At 35.9% G+C, this 17,514-nt stretch carries 21 protein-coding genes; 16 read left to right on the forward strand and 5 right to left on the reverse strand.

Features of this window, described 5'->3' with window-relative positions; genetic code table 11:
- Positions 1 to 19: 19 nt before the first annotated feature.
- Positions 20 to 289 carry a YARHG domain-containing protein gene (locus tag UC75_RS02510; RefSeq protein ID WP_004792570.1) on the reverse strand — a complete coding sequence of 90 codons (270 nt, stop codon included), beginning with the start codon at positions 287 to 289 and terminating at the stop codon, positions 20 to 22.
- Positions 290 to 1,152: 863 nt separating this feature from the next.
- Here UC75_RS02510 and UC75_RS02515 point away from each other — a divergent pair.
- Positions 1,153 to 1,617 carry a hypothetical protein gene (locus tag UC75_RS02515; protein WP_049836565.1) on the forward strand — a complete coding sequence of 155 codons (465 nt, stop codon included), beginning with the start codon at positions 1,153 to 1,155 and terminating at the stop codon, positions 1,615 to 1,617.
- Between the two features lie 151 nt (positions 1,618 to 1,768).
- On the opposite strand, the gene UC75_RS02520 is transcribed toward UC75_RS02515, so the two are convergent.
- Together UC75_RS02520 and UC75_RS02525 are read right to left on the reverse strand one after the other, a co-directional pair.
- Positions 1,769 to 2,641 (reverse strand): NAD(P)-dependent oxidoreductase, encoded by an 873-nt coding sequence (locus UC75_RS02520; RefSeq protein ID WP_049836566.1) that lies wholly within the window; start codon positions 2,639 to 2,641, stop codon positions 1,769 to 1,771.
- A gap of 10 nt (positions 2,642 to 2,651) precedes the next feature.
- The gene (locus UC75_RS02525) at positions 2,652 to 3,737 is read right to left on the reverse strand and encodes an alpha/beta fold hydrolase (RefSeq protein WP_049836567.1); all 1,086 of its coding nucleotides are present in this window, start codon (positions 3,735 to 3,737) and stop codon (positions 2,652 to 2,654) included.
- A gap of 135 nt (positions 3,738 to 3,872) precedes the next feature.
- Here UC75_RS02525 and UC75_RS02530 point away from each other — a divergent pair, with 135 nt between their 5' ends.
- From UC75_RS02530 to UC75_RS02550, 5 genes are all read left to right on the forward strand, one after another.
- Positions 3,873 to 5,060, forward strand: a complete 1,188-nt coding sequence (locus UC75_RS02530; RefSeq protein ID WP_049836568.1) for an O-succinylhomoserine sulfhydrylase — start codon at positions 3,873 to 3,875, stop codon at positions 5,058 to 5,060.
- Positions 5,061 to 5,253: 193 nt separating this feature from the next.
- The gene (locus UC75_RS02535) at positions 5,254 to 5,487 is read left to right on the forward strand and encodes a hypothetical protein (RefSeq protein WP_005040939.1); all 234 of its coding nucleotides are present in this window, start codon (positions 5,254 to 5,256) and stop codon (positions 5,485 to 5,487) included.
- 280 nt (positions 5,488 to 5,767) lie between these two features.
- On the forward strand, positions 5,768 to 6,097 hold the full coding sequence (locus tag UC75_RS02540) for a YbaB/EbfC family nucleoid-associated protein (RefSeq protein WP_005304937.1): 330 nt from the start codon (positions 5,768 to 5,770) through the stop codon (positions 6,095 to 6,097).
- A 9-nt stretch (positions 6,098 to 6,106) separates the two neighbouring features.
- Positions 6,107 to 6,703, forward strand: coding sequence for a recombination mediator RecR (recR, locus tag UC75_RS02545; RefSeq protein WP_004792557.1), 597 nt, complete (start codon positions 6,107 to 6,109; stop codon positions 6,701 to 6,703).
- 325 nt (positions 6,704 to 7,028) lie between these two features.
- Positions 7,029 to 8,153 carry a ribonuclease D gene (locus UC75_RS02550; RefSeq protein WP_049836569.1) on the forward strand — a complete coding sequence of 375 codons (1,125 nt, stop codon included), beginning with the start codon at positions 7,029 to 7,031 and terminating at the stop codon, positions 8,151 to 8,153.
- 457 nt (positions 8,154 to 8,610) lie between these two features.
- Here the strand turns inward: UC75_RS02550 and UC75_RS02555 are convergent, their stop codons facing one another.
- Positions 8,611 to 9,291 (reverse strand): FMN-dependent NADH-azoreductase, encoded by a 681-nt coding sequence (locus UC75_RS02555; protein ID WP_128825118.1) that lies wholly within the window; start codon positions 9,289 to 9,291, stop codon positions 8,611 to 8,613.
- Between the two features lie 118 nt (positions 9,292 to 9,409).
- Here UC75_RS02555 and UC75_RS02560 point away from each other — a divergent pair, with 118 nt between their 5' ends.
- The 3 genes from UC75_RS02560 to UC75_RS02570 all read left to right on the forward strand — a co-directional run bounded on the left by UC75_RS02560 (position 9,410) and on the right by UC75_RS02570 (position 11,140).
- A complete protein-coding gene (locus UC75_RS02560; RefSeq protein ID WP_049836571.1) occupies positions 9,410 to 10,261 on the forward strand; it encodes a LysR family transcriptional regulator in 852 nt (283 codons plus the stop codon).
- Between the two features lie 97 nt (positions 10,262 to 10,358).
- Positions 10,359 to 10,625, forward strand: a complete 267-nt coding sequence (locus UC75_RS02565) for a hypothetical protein (RefSeq protein ID WP_005304955.1) — start codon at positions 10,359 to 10,361, stop codon at positions 10,623 to 10,625.
- A 179-nt stretch (positions 10,626 to 10,804) separates the two neighbouring features.
- Positions 10,805 to 11,140 carry a hypothetical protein gene (locus UC75_RS02570; RefSeq protein WP_128825119.1) on the forward strand — a complete coding sequence of 112 codons (336 nt, stop codon included), beginning with the start codon at positions 10,805 to 10,807 and terminating at the stop codon, positions 11,138 to 11,140.
- Between the two features lie 68 nt (positions 11,141 to 11,208).
- Here the strand turns inward: UC75_RS02570 and UC75_RS02575 are convergent, their stop codons facing one another.
- Positions 11,209 to 11,373: a hypothetical protein gene (locus tag UC75_RS02575; RefSeq protein WP_002113596.1), complete on the reverse strand. Its 165-nt coding sequence runs from the start codon at positions 11,371 to 11,373 to the stop codon at positions 11,209 to 11,211.
- 471 nt (positions 11,374 to 11,844) lie between these two features.
- On the opposite strand from UC75_RS02575, the gene UC75_RS02580 reads away from it, so the two are divergent.
- From UC75_RS02580 to UC75_RS19875, 7 genes are all read left to right on the forward strand, one after another.
- On the forward strand, positions 11,845 to 12,150 hold the full coding sequence (locus tag UC75_RS02580; RefSeq protein ID WP_049836573.1) for a YcgL domain-containing protein: 306 nt from the start codon (positions 11,845 to 11,847) through the stop codon (positions 12,148 to 12,150).
- Positions 12,143 to 12,529 (forward strand): hypothetical protein, encoded by a 387-nt coding sequence (locus UC75_RS02585; protein ID WP_013198006.1) that lies wholly within the window; start codon positions 12,143 to 12,145, stop codon positions 12,527 to 12,529. The genes UC75_RS02580 and UC75_RS02585 overlap by 8 nt, the downstream gene beginning before the upstream one ends.
- Before the next feature lie 29 nt (positions 12,530 to 12,558).
- Positions 12,559 to 13,410, forward strand: coding sequence for an AAA family ATPase (locus UC75_RS02590; RefSeq protein WP_049836574.1), 852 nt, complete (start codon positions 12,559 to 12,561; stop codon positions 13,408 to 13,410).
- A 15-nt stretch (positions 13,411 to 13,425) separates the two neighbouring features.
- Positions 13,426 to 14,613, forward strand: a complete 1,188-nt coding sequence (locus UC75_RS02595; RefSeq protein WP_004792541.1) for a vWA domain-containing protein — start codon at positions 13,426 to 13,428, stop codon at positions 14,611 to 14,613.
- 28 nt (positions 14,614 to 14,641) lie between these two features.
- Entirely contained in the window at positions 14,642 to 15,847 is a 1,206-nt protein-coding gene (gene trpB, locus UC75_RS02600) for a tryptophan synthase subunit beta (protein ID WP_049836575.1), read from the forward strand.
- Between the two features lie 237 nt (positions 15,848 to 16,084).
- Entirely contained in the window at positions 16,085 to 17,089 is a 1,005-nt protein-coding gene (gene prmB / locus UC75_RS02605) for a 50S ribosomal protein L3 N(5)-glutamine methyltransferase (RefSeq protein WP_049836576.1), read from the forward strand.
- Positions 17,090 to 17,101: 12 nt separating this feature from the next.
- The coding region (locus UC75_RS19875; RefSeq protein WP_228137035.1) for a chorismate synthase at positions 17,102 to 17,514 on the forward strand (413 nt) is incomplete at its 3' end.

Raw genomic sequence — 17,514 nt, forward strand, 5'->3', positions numbered from 1 at the left:
ATGTATTATTCCTTTAAAATTATTTACATTTCAATTCTTTCTGACGCTCTTTAATAGCATCAAGACGTTGTTGCTCTTTGTCAGAAAACTTTGGTTTTGTCGTATGACAGTTTTCATTACCATATTTTTCTTTAGCATCAGGATCTTTAAAACAAAAGCCTTTTGATGCATAAATCAAATTATAGTCGTCTTGCAATTTCTGACATTCTTGCTCAGGCGTTGCAGCTTGAACGCTTAAACCAGCAATGCTCACCATGCCAGTAAAGACTGCAACCATAAATTTATTCATGAGCGTTTCCTCAGTTAAAGGTATGAACCTGTACTCAATATAAGGTTTATTACTAATATTTCAATGATTATTAATTACTCAAATGTCATTTTGGGTGATAATTTGTTCATAAAACAAATAAAAACTTTAGATATCAATAATTTATAAAAACCAAATAAAAACATAAACTTAAGAGAAATTATATATATTTTTTTAGAATTTGATTCTTTTTAATTCACTTTTAACTTTTATTGGCGATATAAAAATAAGCTTATGATTGAGGTGATCAGATATAAAAAATTTTAGCAAAAGATGAGTTCTTATAGCCTTTTCATTTGCTAAATAGACAAATGAAGTTTGAAATTAGGTCAATGAAAAACGGGAAGAGCAGTGACATTATCAAAAACACAAAACGTGATAATTATCACAGTTTGTGTTTTTAGGATTAAGTGGAATTCACTGGGCCCATTTTAATTTAGACGGAAATGGGCTTTTTCTTTTAAGCTGTAAAATATAAATAAGCCAAAAGTAATCTTATTTTACACTTCAAATGAAAGATGTATTGATTTTGCATGTTTTAACTTCTATTATATAGTCCTTAAATTGCTGCGTTTGATAGTTTTTTGTTTTTGTAGCCCATTTCTAAAATTGAGATGGGTTTTTTTTATTTAAGTTATTTCGAAATATATTAATTTACTTCAATTCTGGTGAGTGGTAATTAGCTATATGCTTAATTAGTGTGATGCATTTCGCATACAACTTTCACTTTTACTGTGGTGGTTACTTTTTAGTCTAACCTACTTACATATAGCAATGTTATATTCATCATACTTCCTTAAAGGATCTGATTATTCATCGGAGACAAGATTAAAAGGAAATAGAGAATGTCACAGTTTTTACTCGTTGCTGAAAGCATTTATAAGAAATCTGAAGAAGAAAAGCTTTTCTCAGAGGATATTATTGAGCACTTGAATCGCTTAGTTAGTATGATCCGACAAGAGATAAAAGATACTTCATATAAATTAAAATATAACTTTATTGATTTTGAAGAATGTTTAAATAAGCCAGCAAATGAATGTTCAGCTAAACTCGATATCAGTTTAATGCCAACATATAAAAATAAAGGAGAATATATTATGTGGTTGGCTAGTTTTATTGAAAAGATTACTTTGGGAGGAAGAGAAAAGTTTCCACCACTTGCTAATACTTTGCTTCCTAGCTGTATGCTTGCCAATCCTTATTCAGCAAAAATGGAACAAGCTAAGGTTGTATCCGAGAAAAGTGCACAAATGATTGTAAATTATTTTAGATCCTCGGATTATAAAAAGGTTAATAAAGTACCTACGTAGTATAAAAATAATAATCTTTCAGATACTTAATGTTTTATGTAGAAAAATTTTCGTAATGAATGAAATGAGTTTGCATGTTTGAGATTTCATGCTATTCATTATTGAGCCTATTAAAATTAAGTTTAATAGGCAGTCTTCTAAAAGATTAAATTTACTCTAATGTAATCTTTGTCCACGCTTCATACATTTTAACTGCCGCAGAGAAGTCACTGTTGTCTTCAGCAGTTAAATGAGCAGCTTGGATTAAACTTTGTGTTAATGACAAAAGCGGGGCAGGAAGCTTTGCTTGCTTGACTAAATCCAAAGCAATTCCTGTGTCTTTGGCAAGAAGAGGTAAGCCAAAGGTTACTGGAAATTCGCGACTCAATACACGCTGTGGGAAGATAGTTTCTGTTACCAGACTTTTACCACTTGAAGCGTTAATACACTCTAAAGCTTCGTTCAAGCTTACCCCATGCGCTTTTAAAGCACTGAAACCTTCTGCAACAGACCAAAGGTTGACCGCAAGTAGCATATTATTAACTGCTTTTACTGCAAATCCAGCGCCAGACTCACCGACATGTTTAATTAATTTTCCTACCGCTTGTAGAGCTGGTAATGCGCGTTCGAAAGCTGCTACATCACCACCCACCATTACAGTCAAAGTTGCGTTTTCAGCTCCTACGGTTTGACCGCTTACTGGAGCATCCAGAAAATCAACATTTAATTGCTTTAATGAGCTGGCTAAGGCGCGGGCAGAGTCAGGAACCCCGCTGGTACAGTCTATCCAGATTGCTCCAGATTTAATTTCTACACTACTAATAAGCGTTTCTACATCAGTACTTGTCGGTAAGCATGAAAAGATAATATCTGCTTGTACGGCTTGCTCTAATGAGACAGCCTTAGTGCCATAGTCTGCTGCATGTTGTTTGGCTTTTTCAAAATTTCGATTCCATACATAGACAGTATCGAAGTGTTTTGGTAAATGCGCTGCCATACGGTAGCCCATTGCACCCAAACCAATAAATGCAACAGATTGACTCATGACCTTATCCTTAAATTTGTGTTGAACGTTCGGCGAGCCATGCAGCTAGTTTCGGCCAAAACTCCAGAGCACTTGCTTGACTCGACATTAGGCCTAAATGACCACCGGGGATGAGAGTAAACGTGACATCCTGACTGCTTGTCAATTGACTTAATGGCGAAGCAGCGTCAGCAGTGACCAATTGATCACTACGACCCGCGCCAACTAAGAGGGAACAATCTATATTTTTTAATTCGATTTTCTTATCTTTTAACTGAATAAAGCCACGTTTTAACGGATTTTGCAGCCAGACATTAAACAACATGTCCTGATTAATACCACCCGGATAGTCAATCATATTATTTAAAAAGTTACTTAAGGTGGCATGCTCTTGTACAAATTGCAGGTCATCAAGATTCTTTAGCAATTGGACATGTCCATCTAACCAACCTTTAGGATCAAGAATTTTGAAACCTAATGAATTTAAAATTCCGGGACTGTGAATCAGACGTTTTGGCAATCCAGAGTAAATACGGTCCTGTATTTTCTTATTGCGACTAATCAAATGATTTATGGTTTGATAGAGCTTGCCAATATGGCCAGATGCATAACTATCTATTGGACTACCAAGAACAATTAAATTTTTAATGTAGTTAGGTTGATTCAGAGCAGCATATAAAGTAACGAATATGCCTGCCATACTCCAGCCATGGAGCGAGATTTGCTCACTTCCTGAATGTGCGCGAACGAGTTCTATTGTTTTAGGAATGAAATCTTCAATAAATGATAAAAAGTTAAGGTGTCTATCTTTAAACTTTAAATTACCCCAATCGACCAAATAAACATCAAAACCTGCATTTTGAAAGTATTTAATAAGAGAACGATAAGGATATAAATCATAAATCGCCATATTAATTGCGAGTGGTGCAACAAACACTAATGGTTCTTTAAATTTTTTTTGTGTTGCTGAGTAATAACGAATACGGGTTTGATTGAATTCGCCAATCACCTCAAAGGGGGTGCTTTGAGATAATACTAATGTTTTTGAATGAAATAGTCGGGCAGAAAGGTGCTTGATTTGGCTTTGTTCTGAGACAAGGGACTTTAAGCGTTTCATCTTGCTTTACCAACTATTTACTAAAATTAAATAAAGTCTAAGCGATAATTTTAAGGTTTACCTTGACCTTAAATACCTTAGACACTCAAAATGATGATAGTTTTTTAGTACATGACCAGTAAAGGCGAACATTTAATGAACCAGTCTGATGATTTAGAATACCAACTTGATACTTTAGCCATTCGTACCGGACATACTCGTAGTTTTGAAGGTGAGCATGGCGAACCGATTTTTTTGACATCATCTTTTGTATATGAAAATGCAGAAGAAGCTGCAGCAAAATTTTCTGGTCAAGTTCAAGGAAATATCTATTCTCGTTTTACCAATCCGACTGTATCGATGTTCGAAAAACGTTTAGCCGCTTTAGATGGCGCTGAACGTGCCGTTGCGACAAGCTCTGGAATGGGTGCGATTTTGTCAGTTACTATGGCATATCTTAAAGCGGGTGATCATGTTATTTGCTCAAGAGCAGTTTTTGGTTCAGTTGTTGCTTTGTTTGAAAAATATATCGCCAAGTTTGGTGTAGATATTACATTTGTCGATTTATGTGATTTGGACGATTGGAAAAACGCAGTACGTCCAGAAACTAAACTTTTATTTGTTGAGTCGCCGTCTAATCCTCTAGCAGAGATCGCAGATATTCAAGCACTTGCAGATATTGCTCATGCGAATGGTGCATTACTTGCGGTTGATAACAGCTTCTGTACGCCTGTTTTACAGCAACCACTAAAGTTTGGGGCAGACCTTGTCATTTACTCGGCGACTAAATATTTAGATGGGCAAGGGCGCGCATTAGGCGGTGCTGTTGTCGGTAATCATCAGTTATTAGAAGAAGTTTTTGGTGTTGTCCGTACGCTTGGCCCATCAATGAGTCCATTTAATGCATGGGTTTTCTTAAAAGGTTTAGAGACTTTGCGTTTGCGTATGAAGGCACACTGTGAGAGTGCTCAAATTCTTGCAGAATGGCTATCTACGCATGAAAAAGTAGAAAAAGTTTACTACGCTGGTTTACCAGCTCATGAAGGCCATGAACTTGCCGCTAAACAGCAAACTGGTTTTGGTGGGATTGTTTCTTTCGTTGTTAAAGGTGAACGTGAAGGTGCTTGGAAGGTTATTGATAATACTAAGTTTATTTCGATTACTGGTAACCTAGGTGATGTGAAGTCAACAATTACACATCCTGCAACGACTACACATGGCAAACTTTCTGCTGATGCAAAAGCTGCGGCTGGTATTCAGGAAGGATTAATCCGTGTATCTGTAGGCTTAGAAGATATTAATGACATTATTCGTGATATCTCACGTGGTCTTGATCTGATCTAATTATCCTTATCGAAATAATTTTTTTAGGTTATTTTTCATGAAACCATCTCTTTAATTGAGATGGTTTTTTTATATTTAAATGTTACTCAAATTTCAGAATTACAATAAAAAAACTACATTTTTGTTTAAATGAGAGCTAAGAGTACAAGGTATAAAGACTGTAAATTTAATTAAAAGAAATGTGAGTTTTAAAATGCTTAAGCCTATTGCTATTGTCGTTGTAGTAGGGGTAATCGGGGTAGTTGGATACAAATTGCTGACCAAACCGAATCAGAACCCAGTGAATGAGACAACTTTATTGATCAACAATGCAGAGAAGTCTGTTCAAGAAGCAGATAAATCTATTCAAGAAGCAAATACCTCCTTTAAGAAAGTTCCCTTAAGTGAATATAAAACAATTGATAAAGGTCTACAGGCATCTCAATAGTGCTATGAGTTTTTATAAGACTTTAACGTATTTCATCTAAGTATTTAGGAAGTGTACTTAAGTATGATCCTATTACTCATGTCGCTACGAAAATAGAGCTAGAGATACTGATAGAAAACATTAGCCTATTGTGTCAGAATTACGGATTAATTTGAGTTCAATGCACTAATCTGTATGTATTTTAATCGCATAGGTTGGTTCAATGAGATTAAGTTTTTATAAAGTATTACCAGATAACGCATAATACTTTAAAGATTTGATAGAGATACGGAGTAAAGTTATGAATATCAATATGCTTATGCAGCAAGCGCAGCGCATGCAAAAAGATATGGAAACAAATATAAAAAAGGCGAAAGAAGAGCTTGCTCAAACTGAAGTTCATGCAGAAGCTGGTGGCGGTTTGGTTAAAGTAACTATGACTGGGCGCTATCTTGTAAAACGTATCGAAATTAACCCTGAATTACTTCAAGATGAACCAGATATGATTGAAGATTTGATTGCTGCAGCGGTAAATGATGCTGTACGTCAAGCAGAAGTTATTTCTGAAGAAAAAATGCAAAAAGCGAATTCTGGTATGGGCTTGCCACCTGGCTTAGCGGGCATGTTCTAAGGAAATTCTGTGTTTAGCGATAGATTTGAACAACTCGTTCAAGCTTTACGTATATTGCCTAGCGTTGGTCCGAAATCGGCTCAACGTATGGCATTACATCTTTTGATGAAAAATCGAGAAGGTGCGTTTGCATTAGCTCATGCTTTACATGAAGCTTCAAGTTATATTCATGAGTGCAGCGTTTGCCATTCTTTAACTGAACATGAAATTTGTGATATTTGCGCCTCAACTGAGCGAGAAGATCAACTATTGTGTGTGGTTGAATCACCAGCAGATGTAATGGCGATTGAGCAAAGCGGAAGTTTCCGTGGTAAATATCATGTTTTAGGTGGGCATCTTTCACCTTTAGATGGTATTGGTCCAGAAGAAATTGGTATTCCTTATCTGATTCAGCGTTTAAGTCAAGGCAAAATTGAAGAAGTGATTTTGGCAACAAATGCGACTGTAGAGGGACAGGCAACCGCTCATTATTTGGTAGAGGCGACTAAGCACTTACCTATACAAATGACACGTATTGCTCAAGGTGTACCGCAAGGTGGTGAACTTGAGTATGTAGATAGCCATACCTTAAGTCAGGCAGTTCATAATCGTATGAGAATGAAATAAGCATTTCGATGCTTATTTCATTGATGTCATATAAAATTGATTTAGATTTATTAATTTAGTTATAAAAGATGAATGTTATTTTGTCTTTAATTAAAAAAAATTTAAATAAAATATGAAAGCCCATAAGAATGAAAAAGATCTTATAGATTTTAAACAATGAATATTTGGAGTTAACTTTAAAAATATAAATAAAAGATCAAAAAATTATCTATTTTCGAAAAATTGTTCAAAAATAGAGTATTCATAAAGGTTTAAGTGGTAATTTCCTACTTCTATGTTATATATACCAGAGTTCTAAGCACTCTTTGCATTTACTTGAGAAAGCATGTTTCAGTTTATCCAACAGCAAACCGATTTGGTTGATGTTCTTCAAAAAATGGATCAATGTTCGATATATGGACTTGATACAGAATTTATTAAGGTTGACACACTCTGGCCTAAACTTGGAGTATGCCAAGTTAATGTAAATGGCGATGTCTATCTGTTGGATGGTGTTTCATTAGATCTAAGTCATTTTTGGAAAAAAATATTTCTCGCTCAGCAGAACATTTTTCATGCGTGTGGAGAAGACATCGATTTAATCTATCATTACGCTGATCAAGAAGATCTGCTTAATGTGTTTGATATTCAAGTAGGGCTTTCTTTCTTGGGCCATGGGCTGCAAGTAAGTTACCAAGGCGCATTGAAGCTTTGCCTAGACATTGACATTGAAAAAGATCAAACAAGATCTGATTGGTTAGCTCGACCTTTATCGCCTCAGCAACTTTGTTATGCGGCAAATGATGTTCTATATATAATGAAGTTAGCTCACCATATTCAAGAACAGCTTAAGCAGAAAGGGCTTTATGATTACGTTCTTGAAGATTGTACTAGTTTAACTAAAGAAATTATTAGTGAAACGCCGACAGAGTTGCTTTATACCGATGTTGGTAATTATCGTCATTCGCGCCGTCAATTGATGCAACTGCAAAATTTAAGTGAATGGCGCGAATACATTGTTAAAGCAACGAATCAGCCACGCAGTTTTATTCTTAGAAACTCAACCATGATTGATATGGTTGAAAAGAATCCACGTAATAGTTTTCAACTCTCGCAAGTTAAAGATATTCGTCCAAACGTAGTTCGTGAATATGGAAAAACTATTTTAGAATTACTTAAAGATTTACCGATTGAAAGTGAATGGCCAACAAGAATTGCCAAACCTTTTAAAGTAACATCCAAAGAAACTTTGCATAAAATGGATATGGTACTTGCCCATGCAATAAGTGAAACTTCTATTCCTAAAGAAGTATTGCTTAGAAAGAAATGGCTAAATGCAATTCATCAACATGTTCTTTCTCAAGGGGATGAACAAGATTTGCCTGATTATCTTTTGGGTTGGCGTTATGAGCTATTAACTCAACCGTTAATTCAGTTATTTCAAGAAGAAAAACAAAGTCTATCCATTTAAAATGATGTGATAGTTAAAATTTAAAAGCTCATCTTCGTGATGGGCTTTTTTAATGAAGAGTAATGAATAATTTAAATTGAGTAGTTTTTATTTATAAATAATAGATATTCAATATTAATAGTTAATAAAGTAAAAGTTTATGTTAGCTATATTAAATAATTAACTTTATTAAAAAGCTAGTAAAGTGATGGGTTGAAGTGATTTTAATTTGTAAAATTGATAATGAATTAAATTAACTGATTTAATGAGAAAAATTCAATTGATTAAACATACAGGTCTGTATATTCTTGGTTGTAAGAAAAACAATTTCAATATAAATAATATATAACTATAAGTTTGTTTCGGTGCAGAAATAAAAAAGCCAACCCAAATGGGTTGGCTTTTTATTTTTAACCATATAACTCAGTTAAAATGTCAGTAGATTCTTAAATTTTAAAAATTAAGGATTCATATTTTACTAACTTTCTGTATATGAAGCGGAAAGTTCAGCTACGAGTTTCTCTGTTTTTTGAAAAGCATTTTCTAATGATTTTAGATGTCGTGCATCTCCAAATTCTTGATATTCTGAAGAAATTTCATAAATTTTCTCTACGCCTAAATATTTGCTGAGCGTGCGAAGGTGAGGTACAAGATGATTCATGTGATGGCGGATGCCTTCTTTCTCAAAACCAAACTCTCCACTAGAGGTGATAATGATTAAAATTTTTCCAGATAGAAGCGGTTCTAAAGGAAAGTCTCCTCGAGCAAGATCAAAATCAAATGTTTTATTAATCCGAATAATTTGGTCGAACCATGCTTTAAGTTGAGCAGGCATACCATAATTGTACATAGGGGAAGAAATTAAAATGATATCTGAACTCGAAACTTCCGCTATTAACTGATCTGATATAGATAAAACATCACATTGAGCTTGAGTTCTTTTATTTTCAGGTGTGAATACAGCATCAATCCAGTCTTGAGTAATAAATGGTGGCGGATTCATTCCTACATCACGATAGATATACTCATCTATAGCCAGTTGCTTTTTCCATGAGCTGACCAATCGGCTGGCAATATTTTTAGAAATCGAATTATGGTTTGGATTGGGGTTAATCGCAGCTCTTACACTAGCATCTATATGTAATATTTTACTCATCATAAATTCCAAAAAAGTTAAGGTTTAATTTATTTTGAGTTTTAAAAGATAAGTAGACAAACGAGAAAATTACATTTATAGATGAGTTTAGATCACCTATAAATATAACTTTGGAGAAAGCATGCAAGTCTCTTTGCAAGCACTTAAGGCATTTGAATCAGCCGCTCGATTGGGGAGTTTTAAATTGGCTGCTGTAGAACTTTCGTTAACACCGACTGCGATTTCACATCATATTACTAATTTAGAAAGTAGATTAAATGTTGATTTGTTTCATCGACAAGTAAGGAAAATAACGCTTACAACGACAGGGGAAAGACTTGCTGGAGCAATTTCTGAAGGGTTTCGTAAAATTGAAGATGCATTAGATGAAATAACAGTAAATGGAAATGTAGTGAGAGTGGCTAGTACGTCTTCACTAGCTGCAATGCTGTTAATTCCTTCAATAAATGAATTTTATCAATTGCACCCCGATATCTCAGTTGAATTCTCTACAGGCGAAGCTTTAGAAAGTCACTTATATACATTGCCTATTCGATATGGTGATGTATCTTCAGTACCTGCTAAAGATGTCCTTAAATATGAGTCTTTTAATGTATTTGGTGCATCTAAACTTGCTCTGACCAAAGATGCGAGTGAGCCAATAACGTTATTCACCACAGAATGGAAAAATAAAGCATTACCAAGTCCACCATTAGACACATGGCTTGAGGTGAATGGATGGGACCCAAAGAGGGTGATAATTAAGAAATTTGATCAGGAAATTTTTGGCATACATGAGGCTTTATCTGCCAATGGATTAGTATTTTGTTCTGATACACTTACCCATAGGTTCGTTAAGGCGAATCTCTTACAGGAGTTTAAAACCAAACCCATTCAATCAGAGCTGTGTTACTACATTCCAAATAAGGAAGATTTTAAAAATAGAAATACGAGAAAATTTATTGAATGGGTAGAAAGTTTATTCAACCAGTAAACTTATATCTTTGATTGGTTTTAACTACACAACACTAAAACTCATATAGCCTTTTTATGCTATAAACTTAGATAAATTAATAATTAGAGAGATAAATATGCTTAACAACTTTAATGCTGAACAAGCTCGTCAAAATGCTAAAAACTTTAAAATAAATCAAGATGTCATATTGGAAAAAATTTTAACTGGTACTGAGTCTGAATCTAAGGAGGGGAAGAGAAAAGCAACTTTCTGGTTTCCTGTTGATGCTATAAGCCCTGATCATCTTACTCTGGTTGAAGAGGAGCTTAAAAACAGAGGGTTTAATGTCTCAACTGATATTGAACATTCCGGCACCACCATCACAATTGAAATAAGCTTCTAATTATTGCTGCGTTTTAACCAAACCATCCTTAAAACAAGGGTGGTTTTTTGTTGCATGATTTTCTGTGATTTAGAGGAAGTAAGTATAAATTTATTTACAATTAAACTTATATTAATCAGGATATTATTTGACAGCTTCCATCTTCTTCTGTAGCTTTACTTTTTGAGTGGAATATGGATATGAACTTCCAAACAATACTTTTATCTTTCAAAAATCAATCTACTGGTACAGATGCATTTAAAGAGTTAAAAAATGCTTGTGAACAGTCTCTTAAAGAATCTCAAAATACAAAAGAAAAAGCAGCCGTCTATTTAATTTATGGTTTTGCGCGTAGCTACGTGATCTTATATGAAGATGAAGCCGTAACCTCTGAATTTGCCAACACCTCTAAGTCTAAGCTTATAGACTACATGGAAAGTTTAAATGAAGCTCTATTAAGTCAAAATGATAGCGCTATTTTGAATGCCTTAAATCAAGTAAGCGATGACTATATAAAGAGCTCTCGAGTTTTCTAAACACTATTAATTTATTTTTGATGAAAATACTTCTTTAGCCCAAGCTAAAGAAGTATTTAATGTTTGTTTTAGTGAGACTTTTTCTTACCGCCACCATCTTGTTTATTGACAGTAGACCATGCAATTCGTTCAGCTTCTTCTTGAGAATGACCTCTATCTACTTCACTCTCAACAATATGTTTAGCCTGACGTTTTTGCTTTGCTGTGTAAGCTGTTTTATCACCGCGAGGCATAGGTTCATCCTCCATATCTATGATTAAGATACTTAATATTTAAACATGCTGAGAATTTAAACCAGTTAAGTAATGTCTCCCAATGTGTATTAAGTGGTTAGAAGTTTTACTTAAATGTGAATTTTAAAATTTAATAGCTCACTTTAATGTCATAAATTTCATAGTATTAATGTGTGAAAGTATTAAAAATGGATCACAAAAAGTACTCAGTAACGAACATTTTTTCTTTTTTCCTAAAAATTGTTTTTATTTTATTAAAGTTGAAAATTAGTTTTAGTGTTTAAAATCAAATATTTATTAATTTGTTGTGAAAGCCAGTTTTTATCTGGAACAAAGTTATTATCGACCTTAATCAATGTTGTAGGTTAATATTTCCCAAGAATTAAAAAAACGACTGATGCGTAAACAAACCTGCGTGTGTGAGTCGTTTTTTTTCATGTATGCTGTCCTTAGTTCAAGAGTTGATTTGAAATGCACTGTGATATTTATAGATCGAGCAAAAAAGATGAAATGTACATGTATATTGCTCGTCCAAACTATCCTGACGATGCGGAACCAGCTGATCCGTTTGAAAATGTTCCTGAAGCTGTTTTACAAGCGTTTGGTCGTGCAACGTTTGTCATGCATTTAGAATTAGCTCCAACACGTAAATTGGCGCGTGCTAATGTTTTACATGTTTTAGACTCATTACAAACAAAAGGTTTCTTTATTCAGATGCCGCCAGAAGGATTAATTAACCCAAATGCGGTTGAACCAGAGGGCTTACGTGGTGCGTGAAGATCAAACTGGAATAATGAATCAATTATTCTCTTTTTTGGATGTTGTTCCTGAAGGTGTTATTGCTTTAACAGCTTACGGAATAGGCGCTATTATTGCTTTATGGTGTTGGTGGCGATTAATGCGTCGCCTTCCTACAACTTTTGGTGCAATTAGCTGGCTTATTGTATTTGCTATTTTAGTTACCCCAACAGTGTCTGAAGGGCCAAATGCATCGGTAGCACCTGCTATTTTTGGACTTCTATTTGGTGTTTTAACCAAAGATAGCCCTCTAATTTGGTCAAATTTATCTTTAATTCTGTTTGTAGTTGGTCTAGGTTTGGTTGTTGGCTATTGTTGGTCAAAATATTCAACAAACAAAAGCATGCGTTCCATCTAACCATTGAAATAGAAAAATAAGGTCTTTACATGTCTGCTGATACCCTACATTTTACCGGTACAGATCAATATATCGCGACTGATAGTCTTAAGCTCGCTGTAAAAGCAGCTCGTGCTTTACAAAAGCCTTTACTAATTAAGGGTGAACCTGGCACGGGTAAAACTTTGCTTGCTGAACAAGTAGCACAAAGTTTGGGTTTAAAACTGATCACTTGGCATATCAAATCGACAACCAAAGCGCAGCAAGGGTTGTATGAGTATGATGCGGTTTCTCGTTTACGAGACAGCCAATTAGGTGATGATCGAGTTTACGATATTAAGAACTATATTAAACCCGGTAAACTGTGGGAAGCTTTCACGAGTGAAGAGCGTTGTGTTTTGTTAATTGATGAAATTGATAAAGCCGATATCGAGTTTCCAAATGACTTGCTGCATGAACTCGATAAAATGTCTTTTTATGTTTATGAAACCAATGAAACAATTACGGCAACACAACGCCCGATTGTAATTATTACTTCGAATAATGAAAAAGAATTACCGGATGCTTTCTTGCGTCGTTGTTTCTTTCATTACATTGAGTTTCCAGATGAAGCTACAATGCGAGAAATCATTGCAGTTCATTTCCCAAATATCTCTGCAACACTAGTAAACGAAGCTTTACAGGTTTTCTTTAAACTACGTGAAATCCCTAATTTGAAGAAACCACCATCAACCTCTGAGTTAATTGATTGGTTAAGCTTACTCATGGCAGATGATATGCCAGAGGATGTATTACGCAATCGAGATACATCAAAAGCGATTCCACCTTTATATGGTGCGCTGATCAAAAACGAGCAGGATGTGCAACTCCTCGAACGTTTGGCTTTCATGTCTCGACGTTAAAGGAGGGAATAACCCATGTTTGTGCGGTTATTTTACACCTTACGTAAATACGGTGTTCCAGTTACAACTCGTGAACTCATTGACTTAAACCGTGCTGTGAGTGAAGGCTTAGTTTTTGCTGATCAAGAAGAGTTTTATCAACTTGCTAAAACAATTTTAGTTAAAGATGAGCGCTTTTTTGACAAGTTCGATCGTGCCATGAAAGATTATTTTGACGGCATTGAAACCTTTGATCTGGACGAGTTACTCAAGCAAGTTCATAAGTTGCCAAAAGACTGGTTTGATTTAGAACTTCTAGAAAAGCATTTGACTCCTGAACAACGGGCAGAACTCCAAAAAGCAGGTTCCTTAGAAGAACTGATGAAAATGCTGGAAGAGCGGTTACGCGAACAGCATAAAAAACATCAGGGTGGTAACCGCATGGTGGGTACTGGTGGTACTTCACCTTTTGGGGCTTTTGGGGATCATCCAGAAGGCGTCAGAATTGGTGGACCAGGGCGTAAACGTTCGGCAGTTAAAGTCTGGGAGCAACGTAAATATCAAAATCTGGATGATGACCAAGTTCTTGGTACTCGCCAAATGCAAATTGCTTTGCGCCGTTTGCGGAAATTTGCGCGCCAAGGTGCAGCTGAAGAGTTGGACGTTGACGGTACAATCCGTGAAACAGCCAAGCAAGGTATTTTAGATGTTCAAATGGTACCTGAGCGTCGAAACCGAATAAAAGTACTGATGTTGTTCGATGTGGGCGGTTCGATGGATGCGCACATTGCTCAATGCGAAAAACTGTTTAGTGCTGCTAAAAGTGAGTTTAAGACACTCGAATACTTTTATTTCCATAATTGTCTCTATGACTATGTCTGGAAAGATAACTACCGAAGAACAGCCACCCGTATGAATACATGGGATTTGTTTCACACCTATGGACGCGACTATCGTGTAATTGTAGTGGGTGATGCCAGTATGGCACCGTATGAGTTGAAATCGGTGGGCGGCTCGGTTGAATATATGAATGATGAAACAGGTGAAGTTTGGTTACGTCGCCTACGCCAACATTTTGATAAAACAGCGTGGCTAAACCCTGAAACAGAAGGGTATTGGCATTACACTCAAACGATTGGTTGGATTAAAGAGATTTTTGAAAATCATATGTATCCAATGACACTAAAAGGCATTGAGGATTTAACGCGTTACCTTTCTCGATAAGCTTAATAATTTAAAAAAGAGGGATGATATGCAACATCAAATTAACGGTATTGCTTTGCCGAATGAACAAGGATTTTTTGGTGAATATGGCGGACAATTCATTCCTCCACATTTAAAAGAAGCAATGGATGAAATTAATGTTGCCTATGAAGAAATTCGCCATACAGCTGAATTTCAAAATGAACTATCAGACCTCTTTACGAATTATGTAGGCCGTCCAAGTCCGTTATTTCATGCGAAGCGTTTGTCTGAACAGTTAGGTGGCGCACAAATTTACTTAAAACGTGAAGATTTGAACCACACGGGCGCCCACAAAATTAATCACTGCTTAGGTGAAGCTCTACTTGCTAAATATATGGGCAAAAAGAAAGTTATTGCTGAAACAGGTGCTGGTCAGCATGGGGTCGCTTTGGCAACCGCTTGTGCATTAGTAGGAATTCCCTGTGAAATTCACATGGGTCAAGTCGATATCGAAAAAGAACATCCAAATGTGGTCAAAATGAAAATTTTGGGTGCTCATTTGGTGGCAGTTACACGTGGTACAGCAACATTAAAAGATGCTGTAGATAGTGCATTTGAAGAATATTTAAAAGATCCTAAAAACTTTATATATGCGATTGGTTCTGTTGTAGGTCCACATCCATTTCCTAAAATGGTTCGTGATTTTCAATCGATTATTGGCAATGAAATTAAAGATCAAACGCATCAAAGATTTGGAAAAAGTCCCGATTATGTTGTGGCATGTGTAGGTGGTGGTTCAAATGCAATAGGTGCATTTACTGCATTTTTAAATGACTCAGATGTAAAACTTGTTGGGGTTGAGCCAGCTGGACATGGTTTAGAAACCAATATGCATTCGGCAACGCTAACTTTAGGTAAGCCAAGTCAAATTCATGGTATGGCGTGTTATGTGCTTGAAAATGAGGCGGGTGAACCTTTACCTGTGCATTCTATTGCTTCAGGACTAGACTATCCGGGTGTTGGGCCACAACACAGTTTTTTAAAAGATTTAGGTCGTGTTGAATATAGCACTGCAACTGATCAAGAATGTTTAGATGCTTTTATGACACTTTCTCGTGTTGAAGGCATTGTTCCAGCGCTTGAAAGCTCACACGCTGTTGCATGGGCAATTCGTGAAGTGCCAAAACTGCCGAAAGAAATCATGATTGTGGTGAATCTATCGGGGCGTGGGGATAAAGACTCTGATTATGTTGCCGAAAAGCTTAAGCTTTAAGCCGACTAATCTCCAAAAGCGGTCAGTATTTAAAGGCCGCTTTTTTATTTTAAAAATTTAAATCAATCTCTATTTAAAAGGTCATTATTTCTTAATTAAAACAAAGTATTCTGATTTTAACGTGTGATTGTTAGAGATCGGCATGTAAAACTCCTGTTCACAAGGCAAAGCGTTGCTTTGCTGTACCTCACTCAGTAGAATAGTCACTTTGCAAAATTTGCCTTTGGAGACGCCTAAGTGGAGCGACCGACGATTAGCCCTGAAAATTTACAGGAAGCGGCTGAAAATTTATCAACAATTCGAGATTTTATTCGTTTTGGGGTATCAGCATTACGTCAACATGATGCACATTTAGGACAAGGTACTGAAGATTATTTTGCAGAAAGCTCTGCATTAGTTTTACAAACCTTATCTCTTGAATGGTCAGCAGACGCAGAAATTCTAGATGCGAAGTTATTACCAAGCGAAAAAGCAGAATTTTTAAGCTTATTGGAGCGTCGTATCAATGACCGTATTCCAACATCTTATTTATTAAATCTTGCTTATTTCTTTAATAAGCCATTCTATGTAGATGAGCGTGTACTCATTCCACGTTCACCAATTGCAGAATTAATTGAGCAACGTTTTGCACCATATTGTTTAGATGAAAATGGTCAAATGCGTGAAGCTCTTAATAATTTGCCAGAAAATGCAAAACCTAAAACTCCACAACGTATCTTAGATATGTGTACAGGTTCTGGTTGTATTGCGGTTGCTTTGGCTTATGCATATCCAGATGCTGAAATAGATGCAACAGACATTTCTAAAGAAGCTTTAGAAGTTGCTTCAATTAATACAGAACACCACAATAAGCACTATCAAGTTGCATTACTTGAATCTGACTTGTTTGCCAAGATTCCAGCTGAAAATCAGTATGATTTGATTGTAAGTAATCCTCCATACGTTGATGCTGAAGATATGGCTGACTTACCAGAAGAGTTTTTACATGAACCTGAACTTGCATTGGCAGCAGGCCAAGATGGTTTAGATTTAGTTCGTAAAATGCTTGCACAAGCGGCAGATTACTTAACTGAAGATGGTCTTATTGTCATTGAAGTAGGTAATTCTGAATGGTCTATGCGTCAGAACTTTAATACGATTGATTTCAACTGGCTCACTTTCCAAAAAGGTGGTTCAGGTATTTTTGCTTTGACTGCTGAACAATGTCGCCGTTATAGAAAACTATTTGAAGAGCAAATATAAGGAGTTGGGCATATGGCAGGGAATAGTATTGGACAACTCTTTCGTGTAACCACTTGTGGTGAGTCTCATGGCGTTGGCTTAATGGCAATTGTTGATGGTGTGCCACCAGGCCTTGAGCTAACTGAAGAAGACTTGCAAAAAGATCTTGACCGTCGTAAACCGGGAACTTCTAAATTTGCGACTCAACGTAAAGAGCCAGATCAGGTTAAAATCATTTCAGGTGTTTTTGAAGGTAAAACGACAGGAACGCCAATTGGTTTATTGATTGAGAATACTGATCAGAAATCAAAAGATTATGGCAATATTGCCCAAACTTTTAGACCTGGCCATGCCGACTATACATATACGCAAAAATACGGTTTCCGTGACTATCGTGGCGGTGGCCGTTCAAGTGCTCGTGAAACTGCTATGCGTGTTGCAGCGGG

It is taken from the genome of Acinetobacter sp. V2 (genome assembly GCF_001188385.1).
Classification (GTDB): domain Bacteria; phylum Pseudomonadota; class Gammaproteobacteria; order Pseudomonadales; family Moraxellaceae; genus Acinetobacter; species Acinetobacter oleivorans.

Coding starts and splice junctions, on each gene's coding strand:
- UC75_RS02510 (WP_004792570.1), bottom strand. CDS start 289: ATGAATAAATTTATGGTTGCAGTCTTTACTGGCATGGTGAGCATTGCT.
- UC75_RS02515 (WP_049836565.1), top strand. CDS start 1,153: ATGTCACAGTTTTTACTCGTTGCTGAAAGCATTTATAAGAAATCTGAA.
- UC75_RS02520 (WP_049836566.1), bottom strand. CDS start 2,641: ATGAGTCAATCTGTTGCATTTATTGGTTTGGGTGCAATGGGCTACCGT.
- UC75_RS02525 (WP_049836567.1), bottom strand. CDS start 3,737: ATGAAACGCTTAAAGTCCCTTGTCTCAGAACAAAGCCAAATCAAGCAC.
- UC75_RS02530 (WP_049836568.1), top strand. CDS start 3,873: ATGAACCAGTCTGATGATTTAGAATACCAACTTGATACTTTAGCCATT.
- UC75_RS02535 (WP_005040939.1), top strand. CDS start 5,254: ATGCTTAAGCCTATTGCTATTGTCGTTGTAGTAGGGGTAATCGGGGTA.
- UC75_RS02540 (WP_005304937.1), top strand. CDS start 5,768: ATGAATATCAATATGCTTATGCAGCAAGCGCAGCGCATGCAAAAAGAT.
- UC75_RS02550 (WP_049836569.1), top strand. CDS start 7,029: ATGTTTCAGTTTATCCAACAGCAAACCGATTTGGTTGATGTTCTTCAA.
- UC75_RS02555 (WP_128825118.1), bottom strand. CDS start 9,291: ATGATGAGTAAAATATTACATATAGATGCTAGTGTAAGAGCTGCGATT.
- UC75_RS02560 (WP_049836571.1), top strand. CDS start 9,410: ATGCAAGTCTCTTTGCAAGCACTTAAGGCATTTGAATCAGCCGCTCGA.
- UC75_RS02565 (WP_005304955.1), top strand. CDS start 10,359: ATGCTTAACAACTTTAATGCTGAACAAGCTCGTCAAAATGCTAAAAAC.
- UC75_RS02570 (WP_128825119.1), top strand. CDS start 10,805: ATGAACTTCCAAACAATACTTTTATCTTTCAAAAATCAATCTACTGGT.
- UC75_RS02575 (WP_002113596.1), bottom strand. CDS start 11,373: ATGCCTCGCGGTGATAAAACAGCTTACACAGCAAAGCAAAAACGTCAG.
- UC75_RS02580 (WP_049836573.1), top strand. CDS start 11,845: ATGCACTGTGATATTTATAGATCGAGCAAAAAAGATGAAATGTACATG.
- UC75_RS02590 (WP_049836574.1), top strand. CDS start 12,559: ATGTCTGCTGATACCCTACATTTTACCGGTACAGATCAATATATCGCG.
- UC75_RS02595 (WP_004792541.1), top strand. CDS start 13,426: ATGTTTGTGCGGTTATTTTACACCTTACGTAAATACGGTGTTCCAGTT.
- trpB (WP_049836575.1), top strand. CDS start 14,642: ATGCAACATCAAATTAACGGTATTGCTTTGCCGAATGAACAAGGATTT.